At 43.9% G+C, this 18212-nt stretch carries 15 protein-coding genes; 2 read left to right on the plus strand and 13 right to left on the minus strand.

Translation table 11 applies throughout. The features are described from left to right. Nucleotides 1-17: 17 nt before the first annotated feature. The 11 genes from A4V03_RS11265 to dnaN form a co-directional block, all read right to left on the minus strand. A complete protein-coding gene (locus tag A4V03_RS11265; protein WP_065538951.1) occupies nucleotides 18-1430 on the minus strand; it encodes an undecaprenyl-phosphate glucose phosphotransferase in 1413 nt (470 codons plus the stop codon). Nucleotides 1431-1448: 18 nt separating this feature from the next. Further along, nucleotides 1449-2582 (minus strand): chain-length determining protein, encoded by a 1134-nt coding sequence (locus A4V03_RS11270; RefSeq protein WP_065538952.1) that lies wholly within the window; start codon nucleotides 2580-2582, stop codon nucleotides 1449-1451. 30 nt (nucleotides 2583-2612) lie between these two features. Beyond that, nucleotides 2613-5027, minus strand: a complete 2415-nt coding sequence (locus A4V03_RS11275; protein WP_065538953.1) for an SLBB domain-containing protein — start codon at nucleotides 5025-5027, stop codon at nucleotides 2613-2615. After that, nucleotides 5005-5601, minus strand: coding sequence for a UpxY family transcription antiterminator (locus tag A4V03_RS11280; protein WP_065538954.1), 597 nt, complete (start codon nucleotides 5599-5601; stop codon nucleotides 5005-5007). Before A4V03_RS11280 ends, A4V03_RS11275 begins: the two co-directional genes overlap by 23 nt. A 357-nt stretch (nucleotides 5602-5958) precedes the next feature. Continuing rightward, nucleotides 5959-6903, minus strand: coding sequence for a tyrosine-type recombinase/integrase (locus tag A4V03_RS11285; protein WP_065538955.1), 945 nt, complete (start codon nucleotides 6901-6903; stop codon nucleotides 5959-5961). A gap of 396 nt (nucleotides 6904-7299) precedes the next feature. Then, entirely contained in the window at nucleotides 7300-9006 is a 1707-nt protein-coding gene (locus A4V03_RS11290; protein WP_065540394.1) for a serine protease, read from the minus strand. 1 nt (nucleotide 9007) lies between these two features. Continuing rightward, nucleotides 9008-9751: a 23S rRNA (guanosine(2251)-2'-O)-methyltransferase RlmB gene (rlmB, locus tag A4V03_RS11295; RefSeq protein WP_065538956.1), complete on the minus strand. Its 744-nt coding sequence runs from the start codon at nucleotides 9749-9751 to the stop codon at nucleotides 9008-9010. A gap of 102 nt (nucleotides 9752-9853) precedes the next feature. Continuing rightward, on the minus strand, nucleotides 9854-11515 hold the full coding sequence (gene recN, locus A4V03_RS11300; protein WP_065538957.1) for a DNA repair protein RecN: 1662 nt from the start codon (nucleotides 11513-11515) through the stop codon (nucleotides 9854-9856). A 26-nt stretch (nucleotides 11516-11541) separates the two neighbouring features. Continuing rightward, on the minus strand, nucleotides 11542-12750 hold the full coding sequence (coaBC, locus tag A4V03_RS11305) for a bifunctional phosphopantothenoylcysteine decarboxylase/phosphopantothenate--cysteine ligase CoaBC (RefSeq protein WP_065538958.1): 1209 nt from the start codon (nucleotides 12748-12750) through the stop codon (nucleotides 11542-11544). Further along, complete coding sequence (locus tag A4V03_RS11310) at nucleotides 12750-13529, minus strand: 3'-5' exonuclease (RefSeq protein ID WP_065538959.1); 780 nt, start codon at nucleotides 13527-13529, stop codon at nucleotides 12750-12752. The genes coaBC and A4V03_RS11310 overlap by 1 nt, the downstream gene beginning before the upstream one ends. 112 nt (nucleotides 13530-13641) lie before the next feature. After that, entirely contained in the window at nucleotides 13642-14766 is a 1125-nt protein-coding gene (gene dnaN / locus A4V03_RS11315) for a DNA polymerase III subunit beta (protein ID WP_065538960.1), read from the minus strand. A 153-nt stretch (nucleotides 14767-14919) separates the two neighbouring features. On the opposite strand from dnaN, the gene A4V03_RS11320 reads away from it, so the two are divergent. Both A4V03_RS11320 and A4V03_RS11325 read left to right on the plus strand, forming a co-directional pair. Further along, nucleotides 14920-15294: a DUF3127 domain-containing protein gene (locus A4V03_RS11320; protein WP_065538961.1), complete on the plus strand. Its 375-nt coding sequence runs from the start codon at nucleotides 14920-14922 to the stop codon at nucleotides 15292-15294. Nucleotides 15295-15560: 266 nt separating this feature from the next. Then, nucleotides 15561-15854 carry a hypothetical protein gene (locus A4V03_RS11325; protein WP_065538962.1) on the plus strand — a complete coding sequence of 98 codons (294 nt, stop codon included), beginning with the start codon at nucleotides 15561-15563 and terminating at the stop codon, nucleotides 15852-15854. Here A4V03_RS11325 and A4V03_RS11330 read toward each other — a convergent pair. After that, a complete protein-coding gene (locus tag A4V03_RS11330) occupies nucleotides 15791-17365 on the minus strand; it encodes a DUF3352 domain-containing protein (RefSeq protein WP_065538963.1) in 1575 nt (524 codons plus the stop codon). The genes A4V03_RS11325 and A4V03_RS11330 overlap by 64 nt on opposite strands. 83 nt (nucleotides 17366-17448) lie before the next feature. Continuing rightward, on the minus strand, nucleotides 17449-18207 hold the full coding sequence (locus A4V03_RS11335; protein ID WP_065538964.1) for an MBL fold metallo-hydrolase: 759 nt from the start codon (nucleotides 18205-18207) through the stop codon (nucleotides 17449-17451). Nucleotides 18208-18212 lie beyond the last annotated feature (5 nt).

Here is an 18212-nt window from a genome sequence, read left to right on the forward strand (position 1 = left end):
AATCAATACAATCCATTCTAATACGCATTCTTCTCTCCCACAATCACATTCGCCACAGTCTTATAAATGATATATAAGTCAAGCAGCATTGTCCAATGCTCCATATACCAGATATCAGCCTTCACACGTTCCTCCATCTGGGAAAGTTCCCTCGTTTCACCACGGAAACCATGCGTTTGAGCCCAACCTGTCACCCCAGGTTTTATAAAATGCCGCACCATATACTTATCAATCAAACGAGCATAAGTCTCCGTATGAGCCAACATGTGAGGACGAGGACCAACTATCGACATATCACCCTTAAAGACATTGATAAACTGGGGAAGTTCGTCTATATTAGAACGACGAAGAAAGTTCCCAAAACGAGTTTTACGGGGATCATCAGCCGTAGCCTGTTTACTGTCGGCTTCATCATTCACTTTCATTGAACGGAATTTGTAACACACAAAATCCCCACCATTCAAACCTGTACGCATCTGCTTAAAGAATATAGGACCGGGAGAAGTCAACTTGATGATACTTCCTACGATGAGATAAACAAAAGGAAAAACTGTTACCAGAAAAAGACCGGAGAAAACAATATCGAACAGACGTTTTAATATCCGGTTCTCCATCTTACTCAAAGGCTCATAACGCAGATTCAAGATAGGCATATTGCCAACCATACTATGCCAGATACGACGGGGAAAACCTTTGCAGACATTGGGGACACCATGAAAATAAAGCAAGTGGTTCTCACAATAATTCATGATAGAGAAATTATAACGCCCCTCCTCCATCGACAGGGAGCAAAAAACATGCTTGATTCCCGGATGTACGGACATGAAATCTGAAAATCCGTCGGGATTACCCAGATAGGAACATTGTGAGGAAAGCTCCTCATTCGGGTTGATGTCAAAATAACCTACAACCTCATACAACGAGGATGCCAGGGAATTCTCCATCTCTTCATACAATACCTGCATGTTATTGCCACCTCCTATAAAAACGGCATAACGACGGTGCTTGCCCTTGGCACAATAAGCTATCATAAACTCACGGATGATGATACGGTAAATGCTTAAAATGACAAAGAGGAAGGCAAAATAGGCGACAAAGAAGAACGGAGAATAGATAGAGATTCCACTGAAGGTCATGATACATGCCCAAAAGATGAAAAACGCTATTATATTCTTCAACACGCGCAACACTAGTTGGTCGGGACGAATCCCACGACTGTCCCAGACCTTCCCGCGGGAGCCTGAACAGGCAAGATAACAGAGGGTCAACGAAGTCACCATCCAGGAAACCCGGCAGGAAAAAGGCAAAGAAACAAAGGCTTCTTCCCAAAAGAAAAGGAGCAAGAATAAAACCAGGTTCAGGATGATCAGATCTCCTAAAACTGCAATAAATTCTATGAATTTATTGATTTGGCTAGTGGTTGATACCATATCATATAAATATTGATTTTAGGCACATGCTTCTTTGAACTTATTCAGAAAATCTTTGCCGAATAAATTCCAAGAGATAACAATACAAACTGATAGGAAAATAAAAGCTAAGACATATACCTTACGACTGGTTCCCGAAGGATATAATGGTACCACAGCAGGCTCTACGACAGCAAACACAGGTTTCTCTTCCTGAACCTTAGCCCTGGCAACCTGAAGCTGGCTGGCAACCTGGCTGTATACCTGGTAAGCCAGACTCATGTCATTCTGCAAACGTTCCTGTTCGGCACGGACACTCTGCAAAATGATATTGTCATGGGAGTCCATATAGTCGGCGTACTTCTTTTGAGCGGCATAATATTCTTGTTGACGTTCTTTAAACAATTTCTCCAGATAAAGACAATCCTCTTTTGATTTGGAGGTACGATAATCTATAATGTATTCCTGCAACTTCTTAACTACAGAGTCAGCAACAACTGCAGCAACCTTAGAATCCTGAAAAGTTGCAGTAACGGAAGTCATTGAGGTTTTCTTATCCACAGAAGCAGTGATCTTTTCCTTCAAAGTCTCAATTTTCTCCGTTTCCTTCTTTGAAAGTTCAATTATACCCTGACTTGTTTTATCAAAAGATGTAATTTCATCTTCCTCAATAAACAAGGACTTTACTCCGCCAATTACCATACCCGGGAGTCCGATTATATAACTCCACCAAGGAGAGGATTCCTCATCTAAATAAGTATTCAGTGTCATGACTTCATTCTTTGTTACCGGTATATCCATTACAGAAAGTTCCAGTAGAAAAGGAGTGGAAGAAACAATATCAGCAGATAAGGAAGCATTCAAGGCATCGGTTCCATCTCCCATAGAAACTCCACTGCCTAAAAAGGATGCGGCTAAACCGGATAAACCACCAGCTTTACTGCTTCCCATCTCTGGAGAAAGGGTAACTTCAACCGTATACTGCTTAGGGATACTTATCGCAACAATAACACCAATTATCAGTCCGATACCGGCCGCTTTATAGATCTTCTTACGAATACCTATAACCTTACGAAGAAGATCCATCAAATCGATTTCAAGCTCCTCGTCATTGTGATTATTATACACCTGTTTTGTTTCCTTTTCAGATGCTTGTTCCATCAAAGTAGACATAAAATAAATAAAGGTATTATAAAGTATTCGTTATTTCTTGATTAAATTGGCAAGAGAGGCAATCATCATACCCAAAGAACTGAAAGAAGTGGCGTATCCCAGGATTTCACCCATATTAGTACGCTTCTTCGATCTGCTGGGAACAATGATCTCACAACCGGGCTCGATTTGCTTCTTACCGCTACCCTTGACCTTAGTCACCTGACCATTCATGTAAACGATGAACTTCTTGCTCTTCTTCGCATTGTCAGCATAACCACCCGCCTGATTCAAATAATAATCGATATGCTTACCAGATATATAAGAAACAGTATTAGGAACCATCACAGCACCATTGATCTTAACCGTATTGGTACTTTTGGGAATAAAGACAACATCACCCTCACGCAAGACAATATCAGCCGTGCTACCCGGATTAGCCAAAGCTTTCTCCAAATCAATGCCCACCGTAAAATGGTCTTCCACATGAATATCCAAAGAATCCATCATAGCCTCACCTAACTGACGGCTCATTAAGCGAAGCACATCTTCCATACGTTTCTTCTCACCCTCAGTGGCGACACGGGTCAACTTGGCACCGCGCAGGTAGGCGTTTTTGGTGGAACCGCCGGCTTTACGGATCAAATCGGAAAGACGTTCCGTACGGCTGGTCATGGCGTAGGAGCCTTCGAACAGGATTTCACCTTCAACTGATACATTCTGTTGGGCCTGATAGCCCGGGCTGCGGCGTACATAAACCTCATCGTACGGTTGAAGCACAAAACCCGGTGTACCGTCGACAACAAAGCCTTCTTTCAGGGAGAATGTATATGTCCGGCCGATAGTATCGTTATCCACTGTACTATAGGGATTCCTGATTCTGCGAGAGACATCCACACGGACTACAGAAGCGGCTTCACGCAAGCCACCTGCCTGAATAATCAGGTCTTCAAGCGTCATATTGTCAGCGTAAGAATAGGAATCCGGTTTTGCCACTTCGCCGTGGATGACAACATCCCCCCTATCTTCCAGATCATGGATGCTCGGAATATAAAGAATGTCGTTTTTCGTCAGGATAATATTTTGGGAAGTGCCATCCATGATGGCTTTAATGTCAACAGGGACAACTTCAGTAGTGAGGTCCTCACGCTGGCGATAAAGGACGGCACGGTTCAGGAAAGCATCACCCGTCAAGCCTTGGGCTTCGTTAACCAGTTCGCGGACCGTATTCAGTCTGCCGTTGAGCTGGTAGATGCCGGGGCGGTAAACGGCACCACGGATTTCAAGCTTATTAGTGAAGCGGTTGAGGATGGCCTCGGCGGTCACGACATCACCGTTACGCATTTTATAGACACTATAGTCAAGGTCTTTGACCGTGTTCACTTCATATTCCTGCCCGTTTTGGCGTACCACACGCAGTGAACGGGTGTAAGCGTCGGCGTCAAAGCCACCGGCGTAACTGATAAGGGTGGACAGGTTCTCGTCCTTCTTCATTTCGAAACGCATCGGGCGTTTCACTTTCCCGTCGATCTTGACCAGGACCTCATAGGCGGGAACAATCACCACATCGCCTTCCTGAAGGCGGATGTCATCCTGGATGTTGCCTTTCATGATGAACTGGTAGACGTCGATCGTGGCGATGTTTTTGCCGTTACGCACCAGTTGGACATTGCGGAGGCTGCCTATGTCGCTGACTCCTCCGGCACGGTAAAGCGCATGGAAGACAGTAGAGAAGGAAGAAAGGGAATAAGTGCCCGGCTGGACCACTTCACCCATCACATTGATCTGGATAGTACGGATGCCGCCCAGAGTCAGACGGATGTCAGAAGTAGGGTCATTCGTATTATTGAGACCATTATATATCTTGTTTAATGTTCGCTTGAGATAGTCATTGGCTTCAGCAATAGTCATACCGCTCAGGTTGACGGGACCGATTTTCTGGATGTTGATCGTGCCGTCAGGGGAGATCTGTTGGCGGATCGTGTTCTGGCTGGCTCCCCAGATGTCGATGATCACTTCATCACCCGGACCCAGGCGGTAATTTAAAGGGGTGGCGATGTTGACACTGGGTTCAAAAGTCAGGTTACGGGTATTGAAGATGTTGCGTCCGAAAACCTGGTTGCTACGGGCAAGGTCTTCAGTACCAGGACGGTCTTCCAGTATATCGGAAGTGTTCTCGTCCATCTCTTCACGAAGGCGTGATTCATTGACATCCGTACCGGCAGCGTTGGAGGCATTGACATTGTTCTGTTGCTCATAGAGCTGCTTCACACGCATGGCCTGTTCCTTGGTCACGCCTTTGCGTGCCAGTTCGGAGGCGAGTTGCTTTTGTTCTTTTCCCTGCTTGATCCCCTCTTTGACATACTCCAATACCTGGGAGTCGCTCATGGTTTGAGCCATCAAAGGAGAGAAAACTCCCAACAGCAGAATAAATAAAAATACGTTAAAGTTTTTTTGTGTCGTCATTACTAATCTTTATGGGTTCTACATAACCGATTGGCATATCTACACAAGCACAGCCAAGCATATTTAAACGAACGGCAATCTTACTCTTCCCCCCGACGGTCACGAGTTCGCCGACAAGACCGCTCAAAGGGCCTTTGATCACACGGACTTTCTCGCCACGCGCCAATGGAGTGTCATTCATACAGACTGCTTCTTCGGAATAATCGAGCATGAAACGGAAACGGGCCATCTGCTCGTCAGGAATAACGGCAGGAGCGCTTTCACCACGCATCACCATATAACGGCTGACTGTGGAGAAGCTAAGGACTTCCATACGCTCTTTGGGAGTGACATGGACAAAAACCATCATGGGAAGCAAAACGGTGTCAACCACCTTCCGACGGTCGCTCCATTGATGGATCTGCTGCTGGACGGGAACAAAAGAATCAATTCCCATCTTAGACAAACGTTCGGCAACCTTCTTCTCGTGATGCATACGAACGAGTGCCACATACCAACGTTTTGAGTGTGCTACGCCTTCCCCTGTCCCACTTATAGGCCCGGCATTTACTGATTTTGACTTCGTTAAAATCATATTTTTTTACCCCATGTTATTCCGTTACTTCTTAGGTAACGGAAATATATTCGCTACAAAGATAGGTAAAAATATTAATAGCAAACAAGCAAAAAACTTCTTTTTTTCCTTTTTCTCTAAAATATGCAACATGAATCTATCTGAACATGAAAAATAACGTTTTCATGCTCAAGGAATTTTTATTACCTAAATTCAAAAAAGTATTATATTGAATGTTAGGTATCCGCTTTTATATTCCCTCATAATCGATTTTTTTCCTTTTTACACTGCTATGTGTATCCTATATGTGTATTATCCGTTACCTAAGAAGTAATACCAGCATTAAATCCCTAATCTATAATGCCTTAACAATATTAATCAGAACATTTTAAAACTACATACGTAAGAATAATTCAATTTATTAACTTTTGTTCTTTCTTCCAATTCGAAACCCTTTAAATATATCTGTGTTGTTTTAATAGATTTGTGCCCTAATGATTCGCTAATCATCTCGATAGAAACACCTCTGTACTTGGCAGTCGTAGCCCAAGAATGCCGGAGCGTGTAAGATGTGACGGATGAAGATATCCTTAATTTTTTGGACAGGCTTTTCAAGTCATTATTGAAACGTCTCAAGGCTGACTGATATTCACGATAGGCCTCCTCTTCGTCTCTCTTGTATGCTCCGCTTAATATTCGAAAAAGATAATCTGGATAATCTGGGCTCCGGGCATCGTTTTTATTGTACAATCCCCCGATTGCATTGTGCGCTGACTCCAACACTTCTATACTCATAGGAGTACCGGTCTTGAGACGATTGTACTTTAAAAGACCTTGTTTCAAATTGGATTTTTCCAGATGGGCCAAATCAGAAAAAGGCATTCCACAAAACTGAAATAACAGATTGGCAATAGCCTGTGTCCGGCGAAGTTTTTCCGATTGAGGATCTTTGTTTAGTAGCATGTGAAGTTCACCGATCGGGATGGCTTTCTTCTGACGTGTGTCTACCCCGGTAAATACCTCTCGGAACAAGCCATGTACATAAGGAGCCTGATGCGTATCGACTCCGCGATTGTAGATACTACGAAGCATACGCATATACGTAGAAATCGTATTAGGCTTCAAACGGGAAGCCAACAGATAATTGCTATACCTCTTGAGAGTTTCGCGGTTTATCTTACTAAACGTAATGGATTGGGTCCCACAAAACCGCGAAAAAGAACGAATAGCGTGTTTATACACGTGGGCCGTAGAATAACGCCCCTCTTGTCGCAAACAATTGATGTAATTGTTTGCGCAAATGGTAAATCGATTTTTTTCCATAAATTATAACTTATCTCATAAGTGTTATTAAAAAAACGTGCGGAATATAGTAAGATTATAGATAAAATGAATCACAATTTTAAATTTAGTCACTGTGCCAGATGGAAAATCGAATAATTTCTAAAAAAAATAAGTGAAGCCATGCAGTATTTTCAATAACCGTGCATTTAACTTATAAAAGAGGAAAAAGGAAATCAAACCATATATCATTAAAATCTATAACCTGAGCTTAACAAGTGAAGTGGGGAAAAATAAAAGAGAGAGAGTTTTTAGACAAGATCCCCAAGAATGAAGAATCCCTGCCAATTTTCAAGTTGGCAGGGATTCATTTTAAGAATAAGGAGTAAACAAATCACCCATACTACAGATCGTTGTAGTATGGGTGATTTCATAAATTTACTTGCAGTATTTGGTAATCAACTCATCGACATTCGGATCACCCAGTTCTTTCGCTTTCTTAAAGTTGCCGCAAGCTTCATCTGTTTTCTTCAACTGTATCTGGCAAAGCCCCAGCAAGCGGTAAGCCTCGGCATATTTAGGATCAGCCTTCAGTATATTATTCAAAATCTGAATAGCTTCTTCATAACGTCCTACACGCAGGTTTACCACTGCATGCTCCGCCTGATAGGTCAGGTCTGTCGGATTCATTTCGACTGCTTTAGCTATGTCGTCCAAGGCACGTTGGAATTGGCGTGCTTTCAAAGCGGCCTGTTCGCGATAGTAATAGAATACGTCGTTCACTTCTCCTTTGACTGCCGTATGATAAGCATCATAATCGAGCATCGCATTGCGTGGTTGGCCGGCATTCATGTTCATCTGCGCACGTTCCAACAGATATGGAGCAAAATCTGCTGTGATCGGTTGCGGGCAGCGGGCAATACAACTATCCATTAAAGCTACGACTTCTTTCGGGTCACCTTTCGCCAGTTCCTTCGTCTTGGCAGCACTAAAGAAAGTGGCCGGAGAAGCAATGTTGCTGGCATTTACCTTTTCATAAGCTGCCAAAGCACCGGCATAATCTTGCTGGGCAAACAGTATATCGCCTTCCATTTGAATATAAATAGGCAGCGGATCAATAGCGATTGCCTGACGAACATTCTGCAAAGCAGTGTCATACGTCCAGTTTTTATACGTTTTTTCCGGCTTCGACAATTGATAAGCATATATCAGCTTACCTATATTATAATATACATCATCTTTTTTCTGGGCCACTTTCAAAGCTTGATTAAAGTCGGCAACTGCTTTATCATACCAAGTCTGATCGTCTTTACCTTTAGCTGCATAATAATTGGCACGACGAAGATAGCCATCCGCATTGGCAGGAAACTGACGGATAAAATCATCCAACAGCTTTTCGTAATCGTCGCCCGACAGGCTCGAAGATGCCATAAACAAGTACACTAATGCTTGGTCTTCCGTTTCAGGCAGACCTTTCCGGATGCCAATCTTTTTCAAAGCAGCGTCTCCCAAAGAAAGAGCACTGATTTTCTGCGACATGGCAAAAGCTGCTCCTGCGGCATAGCAAGTAGTCACCGTATCGACGCCGGATGATTTCTGCGCAATACCAAACACCTGACCTTCGGCATTCACCACCGGACAGCTCACCATTTTATCTTTCATCTGCATACCTAATGTATAGTAATGATACTCTCCGGCTACTTTGGAAACATCTTTCACCTTACCAGTAACGCAAGCGATACTTTTTTGTGTAGAATAAGGAAGCATCCACGCATCGGCTCCCACTGCCGGAGCTGTTTTAGCCACCATCAGCGCAGGCACTTTCTTCTCGGTGATAGCCACACGGAACTTAACGACATCATACATATCATTCGCCCCAAGTATCAAGCTAACCGGCATCTGCTTGCCTTCGGCAGTGATTACCACCGCACGTTCGGCTCCTTTAAAAAGCGTATAATCTGATAAAGCCAATCCGTCTTCAGACACAAAAAATCCGTTTCCGGTATTCAGCATTTTATCATTCTTATCATAAGTCACCACAGAGAAGACTGCACGTTTTGCCTTCTCTACCCATTTGGGAGTTTGCGCCATGCTTCCCTGTATCAGGAAGAAAAGCAGCAAAGGTAGGATTAAAATCTTCTTCATATCAGTCATTATTTCTTTGTTTCACAGCTTCGTAAACCAGGATACCGGCAGCCACGGAAACATTCAAAGATTCGATAGTGCCCAGCATCGGGATTTTCACCCATTCGTCGCAGAGCGCAAGGTTATCATAAGAAACTCCTGTATCTTCCGCTCCCATGATGATGCACAGCGGTCCTGTATAATCGGCTTTTGTGTAGTCATAATCTCCTTTTTCGGTAGCAGCTACAATGCGGAAACCACTGTCTTTCAGATATTGCAGCGTTGAACGAAGGTTCTGTTCACGACACACAGGCAGCGTGTGCAGCGCTCCTGCCGATGTTTTCACGGCATCAGCATTGACAGACGCACTCCCGCGGGCCGGAATAATCACTGCATCGACAGCTGCACATTCGCAGGTACGGGCAATGGCTCCGAAATTACGTACATCGGTCACTCCGTCGAGCATAACAAAAAACGGATTTTTCCCTTGTTCGAACAGGAAAGGAACAAGATCTTCCGTTTTCTGATAAGTCACAGAAGAAATGAAAGCAACCACTCCCTGATGATTTTTCCGGGTAATGCGGTTGATACGTTCCACCGGAACACGCTGAACCGGTATCAGCAGCCCTTTCAAAGCAGCAAACAGTTCTTTGGAAAGATCACTCTGAATGTCTTTCTTTACCAGAATTTTATCAATTTCTTTACCTGCCTGAATGGCTTCTATCACGGCACGAACACCGAATATCATTTCACTTTTATCCAACATCTATTTGATTTACTATTTTACTATTTACAATTTACTACTTATCAGTTACCGCTTAACAATTCACTACCTCAACTATTTTGAATGAATCAATTTAGCCATTAATTACTTAGCGGTAAGCAGGGATTTGGCATTGCTAAGGGCGGCCTCGGTCAGAGTGGCGCCACTAAGCATGTGAGCTATTTCCTCTACTCGTTCTTCATCGGTGAGACGGCGGATGTGACTGTTGGTTTCCGTATCGCTGTCTTTCTTATATACTTTATAATGTGCACGTCCGCGGGCTGCAATCTGCGGCAAGTGGGTGATGCTGATTACCTGACGGTTCCGGTCGCCCATTTCCTGCATCATGTCCGCCATGCGGTCGGCTATTTCACCGGAGACTCCGGTATCTATTTCATCAAATACGATAGTCGGCAGTTTCACGGCTCCGGCAATCAATGCTTTGATAGAAAGCATGACGCGGGCAATTTCACCTCCCGAAGCTACGGACGAGATATTCTGCAAGGTGCCGTTCTTATTGGCAGAAAACAGGAAGTTGACTGTATCTTCTCCATGCAATCCCGGTTCTTTCTTCAGTCCCATTTCGATCTGGAAACGAACATTCGGCATGCCCAACGGAATCAAGCGGGCTGCCAATTGCTTTTCTACTTCACGCGCAGCTTTCGTACGGGCTTTGGTGAGCAGTTCTGCTTGTTGTTTCACTTGCTTATATTGTTCCTCTTTACGAACGGTCAGCTCGGCAATACGCTCATCGTATGAAGTGATGTCGGACAATTTGCTACGATATTCATCCGTCAACGCTATCAACTCGTCAAGAGTCTGTACCCGATGTTTCTGTTGCAGGGAATAAATCAGATTCAGCCGTTCGTTCACTTCTTCCAGGCGGACCGGATTAAATTCAACGGAATCACTTTGCGAAGAAACTTCGTGCGAAATATCTTTCAATTCGATATAGGCGCTCTCCATACGTTCGGTAAGTTCCTTAGCAGGCTGATAGACTCTTTGCAAGCTATTCAGCGTATTCAGACTATCTTTCAGGTAAGAAAGCAATCCGCCTTCATCCGAGGCAAATGACTGTTCGACCCGGTAAAGTCCGGCTTTAATTTCCTCTGCATGACTTAGTGTTTCGGCTTCCTGCTCCAGTTCCTCCTGCTCCCCTTCTACAAGATGGGCCTCTTCGAGCTGCTCGAGTTGGAAACGGATATAATCTTCATCGGAACGGCTTTTTTCTGCCAATGACATTAATTCGGCCAATTCGCGTTCTGTCTGCTTCCATTCGCCATAACGCAGATGGTATTTCTCCAATGCTGCATCATTATGCGCCAAAAGATCAAGCACGTTCAACTGGAATCCTTCTTTATTAAGTAACAGATTCTGATGTTGAGAATGTACATCTATCAACTGTTCGCCCAGCTCTTTCATCTGTGCCAGTGAAGCGGGAGTATCGTTGATGAATGCCCTGCTTTTGCCGGAAGCCTGTACCTCACGGCGCAAAATACACTCTTCATCATATTCCAATTCGTTTTCTTCAAAAAACGGACGCATACCGTAGGCAGCAATATCGAACCGTGCCTCTATAATACATTTGGAAGCTCCGCGACGAATCGCTTTCACATCGGCACGCTGCCCCAGCAGGAGTCCGATAGCTCCCAGAATAATTGATTTCCCGGCTCCCGTTTCACCTGTTATAACGGAAAAGCCTGTTTCAAAACTGATATCCAGTTTTTCTATCAACGCGTAATTCTGAATGTATAGTGAACGTAACAAACTAATTAAAAATTAAAATTTGAAAATTAAAAATTGGGAGACAGGGCGGCTACCAGACGATCAATGATGTCTTGAGCTACTTCCGTTTTCGACTTCAAAGGATAGTCTGTACGACCTTTCCTGTCGATTATACTTATCTTATTGGTATCATGGCGGAAACCGGCTCCAGCATCATTCAACGAGTTGAGCACGATAAAATCGAAGTTCTTGCGTTCGAGCTTTCCTTCGGCATTCTGCTGCTCATTATTGGTTTCGAGCGCAAAGCCAACCAAGCATTGTTGTTTTCTTTTTATGGCTCCCAAAGAGGCAGCAATATCTTGTGTTGCCCGAAGATGCAGGGTCAGTTCTTCTTCTTTTTCCCGCTTAATCTTCTTATCGGCTACTGTTACCGGACGATAGTCGGCTACTGCCGCACAAAGAATACCGGCATCAGCATCCGGGAAATGAGCCTGTGCTGCTTTGTACATCTCTTCAGCTGATTCGACATCGACACGGATGATGCCAGAATGTTGCGTTTTGAGTTGCACAGGGCCTGTAATCAAGGTCACTTGCGCTCCACGACGGGCACATTCTTCTGCCAACGCGAATCCCATCTTTCCGGACGAATAATTGCCGATGAAACGCACCGGGTCAATCTTTTCGTAAGTCGGTCCGGCGGTAATCATCACTTTCTTTCCGGACAGTTCGCCGCTCGAAGCAAAGAATTCATCCAATACCCGGATGATATTCTCCGGCTCTTCCATTCGCCCCTTCCCTACCAGATGGCTGGCTAGTTCTCCTGTCCCCGGCTCGATAATATGATTACCGTATGAACGCAGAATATCCAGATTTTTCTGGGTGGCAGGATGAGCAAACATATCGAGGTCCATTGCCGGAGCAACAAACACGGGAGCTTTTGCCGAAAGATAAGTGGTTATCAGCATATTGTCGGCTATTCCGTTGGCCATTTTACCGATGGTAGAGGCAGTGGCCGGCGCAATCAATACGGCATCCGCCCATAAACCGAGATCGACGTGGCTGTTCCACGTTCCGTCACGTTGGGCAAAAAACTCACTGATGACCGGTTTGCTGGTCAACGCCGAAAGAGTGATGGGAGTAATAAATTCTTTTCCCGCCGGAGTAATGACGACCTGCACTTCCGCTCCTTGCTTTATCAGCCCACGAATGATATAGCAAGCCTTGTACGCGGCAATACTGCCGGTAATTCCAAGAATTATTTTCTTTCCTTTTAGCATTATTTTGTAATCAAATTACTCATTTCACGCAAGCGGATTTTTGTCAATACCGCCTTGGTGTTCAGCGTGAAGTCACTATTCAAAATCCAACTGTAGTATCCGGGATCTTTCTTCAAAACCTCGGCTACAGACATTCCCTTATATTTTCCGAAGTTGAACACTTCTACTCCGTTATCATCGTACACCATGCGTCCGGCAAAATCGACATTCTTGCTGAAGCTTGAATAATCTGCCAGGAACGCAATATCATTCTGAAGATCGGAATAACGGTCGAGCTGTGCTTTCAGCACTTCGTACGTAGCCCGTGTATCTGCTTCGGCAGTGTGCGCGTCTTCCAGATTCTTGTCGCAATAGAACTTGTAGGCAGCAGACAGGGTGCGTTGTTCCATTTTGTGGAAGATGACCTGTACGTCTACAAATTTACGTTTTGTCATATCAATATCCACTCCGACACGAAGAAACTCTTCGGCAAGAACAGGAATATCAAAACGGTTGGAATTAAATCCTGCCAAATCGCAACCTTCAATGTCTCGGGCTATGTTTTTCGCTACTTCTTTAAAAGTAGGACAATCTGCCACGTCGGCATCATAAATGCCATGTATAGCAGAGGATGCTTCCGGAATATGCATTTCAGGATTGATACGTAATGTCTTCGCTTCTTCATTTCCATTCGGATATACTTTCAGATAGCAGATTTCAACAATTCGGTCTGTGTTGATATTGGTTCCTGTTGTTTCTAAATCAAAGAAAACAATGGGGTTTTTCAGGTTTAATTTCATTTCTGTTTATTTTATTGAGTCACCACAGAGGACGCAGAGGACACAGAGGGTTATTTAATAAATATTCAAATTTATCCTCTGTGTCCTCTGCGTCCTCTGTGGTGAATTAACATTAATCATTTAGCATCATCGGCATCAGCAACATCAGCAGATCTTCGTTTTCTTCCTGCTCTACCGGGATGATTACTCCGGCACGTGAAGGATCTGCAAGTTCGATGACTACTTCATCTGCCGAAATATTGTTCAGTATGTCGATGAGGAATGTCGATTTGAAACCGATGCTCATTGCAGCACCTGCATACTGGCAAACTTGTGTTTCTTCGGCAGAAGTAGAGAAATCAATATCTTGTGCGGAAATCACAATCTGGTTTTCCTGCATACGAAGTTTAATCAAACTGCTGGCTTGTGACGAGAAGATAGACACACGGCGCAAAGCTCCTACCAACTGTTGGCGGTCTACGGTTACTTTGTGCGGGTTGTTTTGCGGAATTACCGAGTTGTAGTTCGGGTAACGTCCTTCAATCAGGCGGCAAACCATCCGGTAGCTTTCGAGCATGAATACAGCGTTGCGTTCGTCAAATTCGATGGTCACTGTGCCTTGTTCTTTCGGCAAAAGATTCTTTAGCAATGTAGCCGGTTTCTTCGGAAGGATGAAGGCTGCACGCTCGTTGCCTTTGGCTGCCAACGTTTTGCAACGCACCAGTTTATGACCGTCCGAAGCAACCATTGTAATGTCTTCTGTTGTAATATCGAAATAAATACCGTTCATCACCGGACGAAGTTCATCATCGGCAGTAGCAAACACCGAACGGTTGATACCTCCCAGAAGTACGCTTGCTTCCATTTCTACGCGGACAGCATTATCCCCCAGTGTAGCCGATTGCGGGAATTCATCCGCATTCTGCCCCATCAGGCTGTATTTTCCGTTCTGGTACTGCACCGTTATTTCATAATTATCCGGATTGATATCGAATGTGAGTGGTTGCTCCGGAATTTCTTTCAGTGCGTCAAGCAATGTTTTCGCTACTACGGCAAAACGCCCGTTCGTATCGCTCTCATTCACTTCTACGGTAGTCACCATCGTTGTTTCACTGTCGGATACAGTCACAGATAAAGTTCCGTCTTCCAATTCGAAGAGGAAACAATCGAGAATTGGCAGCGCATTTTTTGAATTAATAACACGGCTGATGGCCTGTAAATGGCTGGAAAGAGCAGTACTTGAAACGATAAATTTCATATATTTTCGTGTATTTAAGTTTTAAATGTTCTATCGCACAAAGTTACGAAAAAAGATTGGGGCTGCCCAATAAAAACAAAAGAAAAAACAGGTATTGTGCGAGGGATATTACTAAAAAATTGTAACTTCGCCGCAGAATTTAAAATTATCGCAATGGAATTTACAGGAAAAATCATCGCTATCCTCCCCCCGAGAGGCGGAGTCTCAAAAACTAGCGGCAACGAGTGGAAATCACAAGAGTACGTTATCGAAAACCACGACCAATATCCGCGCAAAATGTGCTTCGACGTATTTGGCGCAGACAAAATCGAGCAGTTCAACATTCAAATGGGCGAAGAATTGACTGTATCATTCGACGTTGACGCCCGTCAGTGGAATGATCGCTGGTTCAATAGTATCCGCGCATGGAAAGTAGAGCGTGTTAACACAGGTGCTCCAATGGCTTCCGGTTCTCCCGTTCCTCCTCCAGCTCCATCGGCTATGCCGGAATTTACTCCGGGCGATGCCAAAGACGACCTGCCATTCTAAACCGAAAGTCATTCGTTCGACGAATAAGCATAAAAAAACTCCCGATAGGATTAAACTCCATCGGGAGTTTTTTTATCTCCTTTTCTCCCGAAAAAAAACAAATCTTTTTCTTCTTCTTTTTCATCTTCAGAAGAAGAATTTTTTTTATTTATTTCTTTGTTTATAATGGGGGATGAATTTTTCTGTATATTTTACGTATTTTCCGTGAATTTTTCTGTATATTTTACAGATTCAAATGTTAAAATCGCTCATAACAAGCTGGCTATATGACTATTATAAGCACACATATAAAAACGGCAAAAACGCAAAAAGAAAAAAAACAAAAAGGCGTTTCTCCAAAAGCAGAACGCACACCAAAAAGCATGGGTCAATGGAGCAAAAAAAACGATAAACAGCATCTTGAAAATGTATGGAGGAAGCAGGCAAAGTTTATGGATAATCCAGCCAAAAGCTATGGAGGTTTTCAGAAAAATGATCGCAGACAAACGATGATTTTTTATTCTGATTTATATTTCAAAACAATAGTAGGATATACCATTCCGTCTGTACAGGCAAACTGAACAAAGAGAGTGAAATGACGGAAGAAGTCGGCGTTGCGCAGAAAGAAATCCGGTACCAAACGAACGTGATTTTCTGATTGTTGGAATATGTGGTCGAAATCCGCCATCAGCATAAAATGATAGGAATCGGACAAATGATCCATGCCTGTCTGATAGGCCATCGCTCCATCGAGCACCTCACCTTTATCCAGCTGGCGGATATAATGCGCGAGAGCATCCGCATCAGGAGCGAGCAACAAGCGCCCGCCATAGAAGGCTGCATATACATCCAAGGTTGGTTCCGCAAAACTGGTTAGTTGTTCAAACAACGTTGTTTGAGGCAACCGATAGATAGGATATGCTTTATTTACAGTATAACAAAAAGTTATACGCGGATTTCTTCTTCCTTCGTCCGCCGGAGCTGCATCAACAAGGGCACGAAGCATTCGCTCGGCTTCCGTTATATCTGCCACCGACAGGCTCAAGACTGCCGCTGCACCCTGCAAAGTATCTTCACGCTGAAAGAGACAGGCAACCAAATCCTGCCCAGCATTTTCTATCAGATAGCGTGAAAACTCTTCATCCCTATTTTGGACTTCGCTCGTGCGGGCAGCCACACTCTGTTCCTGCGTATTTCCATAAGAAAGCAGAGACACCCAGTCCGCAATCCCTTGCCGGCTGAAATAGAAAGCAGTAGATGGCAACACTTCTCCCGGAAATCCCTTGACGGATTGCTGCTGGCGAAGCTGGTTTATAAACGCAAAGCAAGTGTCTGCATCGTGAGTGATGCCGGAGAAATAGATGAAATCATCTTTCATCTTCATGTCAAATTCCGTCCATCCCATCATCCCTTTCATACGGGTATAGACTGTAGCAACCGCCGCACTTTTCTTGGGAGCACGTATTCCTGTAAAGGTAGAATCATCAGCCAACGATTTTCCACGTTTATATGTATCAATAACGTTTTCAATCAGTTTTTTCTGAAAGCTCAATGCCATAAAATCGGATGTCAGATAGCAGGCAAGAAAATCACCGTCCGCCATCGGATAAATGACAATTTCTTCTCCTTTGTAAATAAATGTTTTCGGCGGATAAAGTGAGGATATATATTTGCGCACAAACCTGTTTACCAACTCCTTATCTCCATGGCCCAATCTGCAATAGAGTACTTGGTTACGTTCGTTATCCGGTTCGTGGAAACCAATCATCATTTGATTCATTTGCCGGCTCAAACCGTGGGGAGTATCCTCCGAAAGGGCATAAAGGCCCTGTTTCAGATAAGAAAAAAGTTTGGATACATGAAGATATTGCTGATTTTTACTACAAGTCAGCTCATCGACCTCTGCTACAAATTCAAGCACGTCATCAGTAACGAATACTGCTGAAGTTGTAGACGGCACTAGTTCATAAAGATTAAAATCTTTATGTCCTTCAGCCACCGACAGTCTAAAAAAAGAGTACAATGCGAAACCTGAGCACAAAAGTACAACAGAAGACGTGATCGCTATTTTCACTATCGTACGAAGTTTCATAATATTCGCTGTTTATCGGCTAGGTGCAAAAATAATAATTTCTACAAAGAAAACAAAACTTTTACTAAAAAATTCACCAATAATCAAAGATAGATATCCAATCCGTCGAATGCCAGGTGAATATTTTCCGGAAGACTCTTTTCCACTTCCGCATGCAAGCCCATATCATGGCTCATGTGTATAAAGTATGTCTCCTTTGCCTGAATACGCTGCGCCACCGTCAATGCTTCTTCCAAATTTTGGTGAGTAGGATGCGAGGCGACGCGAAGTGCATTCATTACCAAAACATCTATGCCTGCCAATTGTTCATAGGATTCTTCGGGCATGGTCAACATATCGGTGATATACCCCAACTGCCCGATACGATACCCCAGAATCGGCAGTCGACCATGCATCACACGCAGAGGAAGCACTTTTGTATGATTTATAGGAAAGGAGTGTCCTACCGAAATTTCCTGTAAAGGAATATCGGGAACACCCGGATAACGACGATCCACAAAGCAATAAGGCATACGCAAACGAAATCCGCGTGCTACATAGTCTTCCGCATAAATAGGCACGGAACCAAACCGGCAAAACGGACGTAAATCGTCTAATCCGCCTACATGGTCATAATGTTCGTGCGTAATGAGTACACCATCTATCCTCTCAAAAGGAAGATGCAATACCTGTGCCCGAAAATCAGGACCACAATCTATCAAAATCCGCGCGTCATCGGTCTCCACAATAGCAGATGCACGCGATCGATTATCCTTCGGATCGGAGGAAGTACACACCGAACATGTACAGCCGATTTGAGGCACTCCTGTCGATGTTCCACTTCCTATAATTCTTACTTTCACTTGTT

This window comes from Bacteroides caecimuris (assembly GCF_001688725.2).
GTDB classification, from domain to species: Bacteria; Bacteroidota; Bacteroidia; order Bacteroidales; family Bacteroidaceae; genus Bacteroides; species Bacteroides caecimuris.

Bases quoted from the DNA above. Each gene is read 5' to 3' on its own strand.
- A4V03_RS11330 (WP_065538963.1), bottom strand. From the start codon at position 17,365: ATGAAACTTCGTACGATAGTGAAAATAGCGATCACGTCTTCTGTTGTA.
- A4V03_RS11275 (WP_065538953.1), bottom strand. From the start codon at position 5,027: ATGACGACACAAAAAAACTTTAACGTATTTTTATTTATTCTGCTGTTG.
- A4V03_RS11290 (WP_065540394.1), bottom strand. From the start codon at position 9,006: ATGAAGAAGATTTTAATCCTACCTTTGCTGCTTTTCTTCCTGATACAG.
- A4V03_RS11270 (WP_065538952.1), bottom strand. From the start codon at position 2,582: ATGTCTACTTTGATGGAACAAGCATCTGAAAAGGAAACAAAACAGGTG.
- A4V03_RS11320 (WP_065538961.1), top strand. From the start codon at position 14,920: ATGGAATTTACAGGAAAAATCATCGCTATCCTCCCCCCGAGAGGCGGA.
- A4V03_RS11265 (WP_065538951.1), bottom strand. From the start codon at position 1,430: ATGGTATCAACCACTAGCCAAATCAATAAATTCATAGAATTTATTGCA.
- A4V03_RS11280 (WP_065538954.1), bottom strand. From the start codon at position 5,601: ATGATTTTAACGAAGTCAAAATCAGTAAATGCCGGGCCTATAAGTGGG.
- rlmB (WP_065538956.1), bottom strand. From the start codon at position 9,751: ATGTTGGATAAAAGTGAAATGATATTCGGTGTTCGTGCCGTGATAGAA.
- A4V03_RS11325 (WP_065538962.1), top strand. From the start codon at position 15,561: ATGACTATTATAAGCACACATATAAAAACGGCAAAAACGCAAAAAGAA.
- coaBC (WP_065538958.1), bottom strand. From the start codon at position 12,750: ATGCTAAAAGGAAAGAAAATAATTCTTGGAATTACCGGCAGTATTGCC.
- A4V03_RS11285 (WP_065538955.1), bottom strand. From the start codon at position 6,903: ATGGAAAAAAATCGATTTACCATTTGCGCAAACAATTACATCAATTGT.
- A4V03_RS11310 (WP_065538959.1), bottom strand. From the start codon at position 13,529: ATGAAATTAAACCTGAAAAACCCCATTGTTTTCTTTGATTTAGAAACA.
- dnaN (WP_065538960.1), bottom strand. From the start codon at position 14,766: ATGAAATTTATCGTTTCAAGTACTGCTCTTTCCAGCCATTTACAGGCC.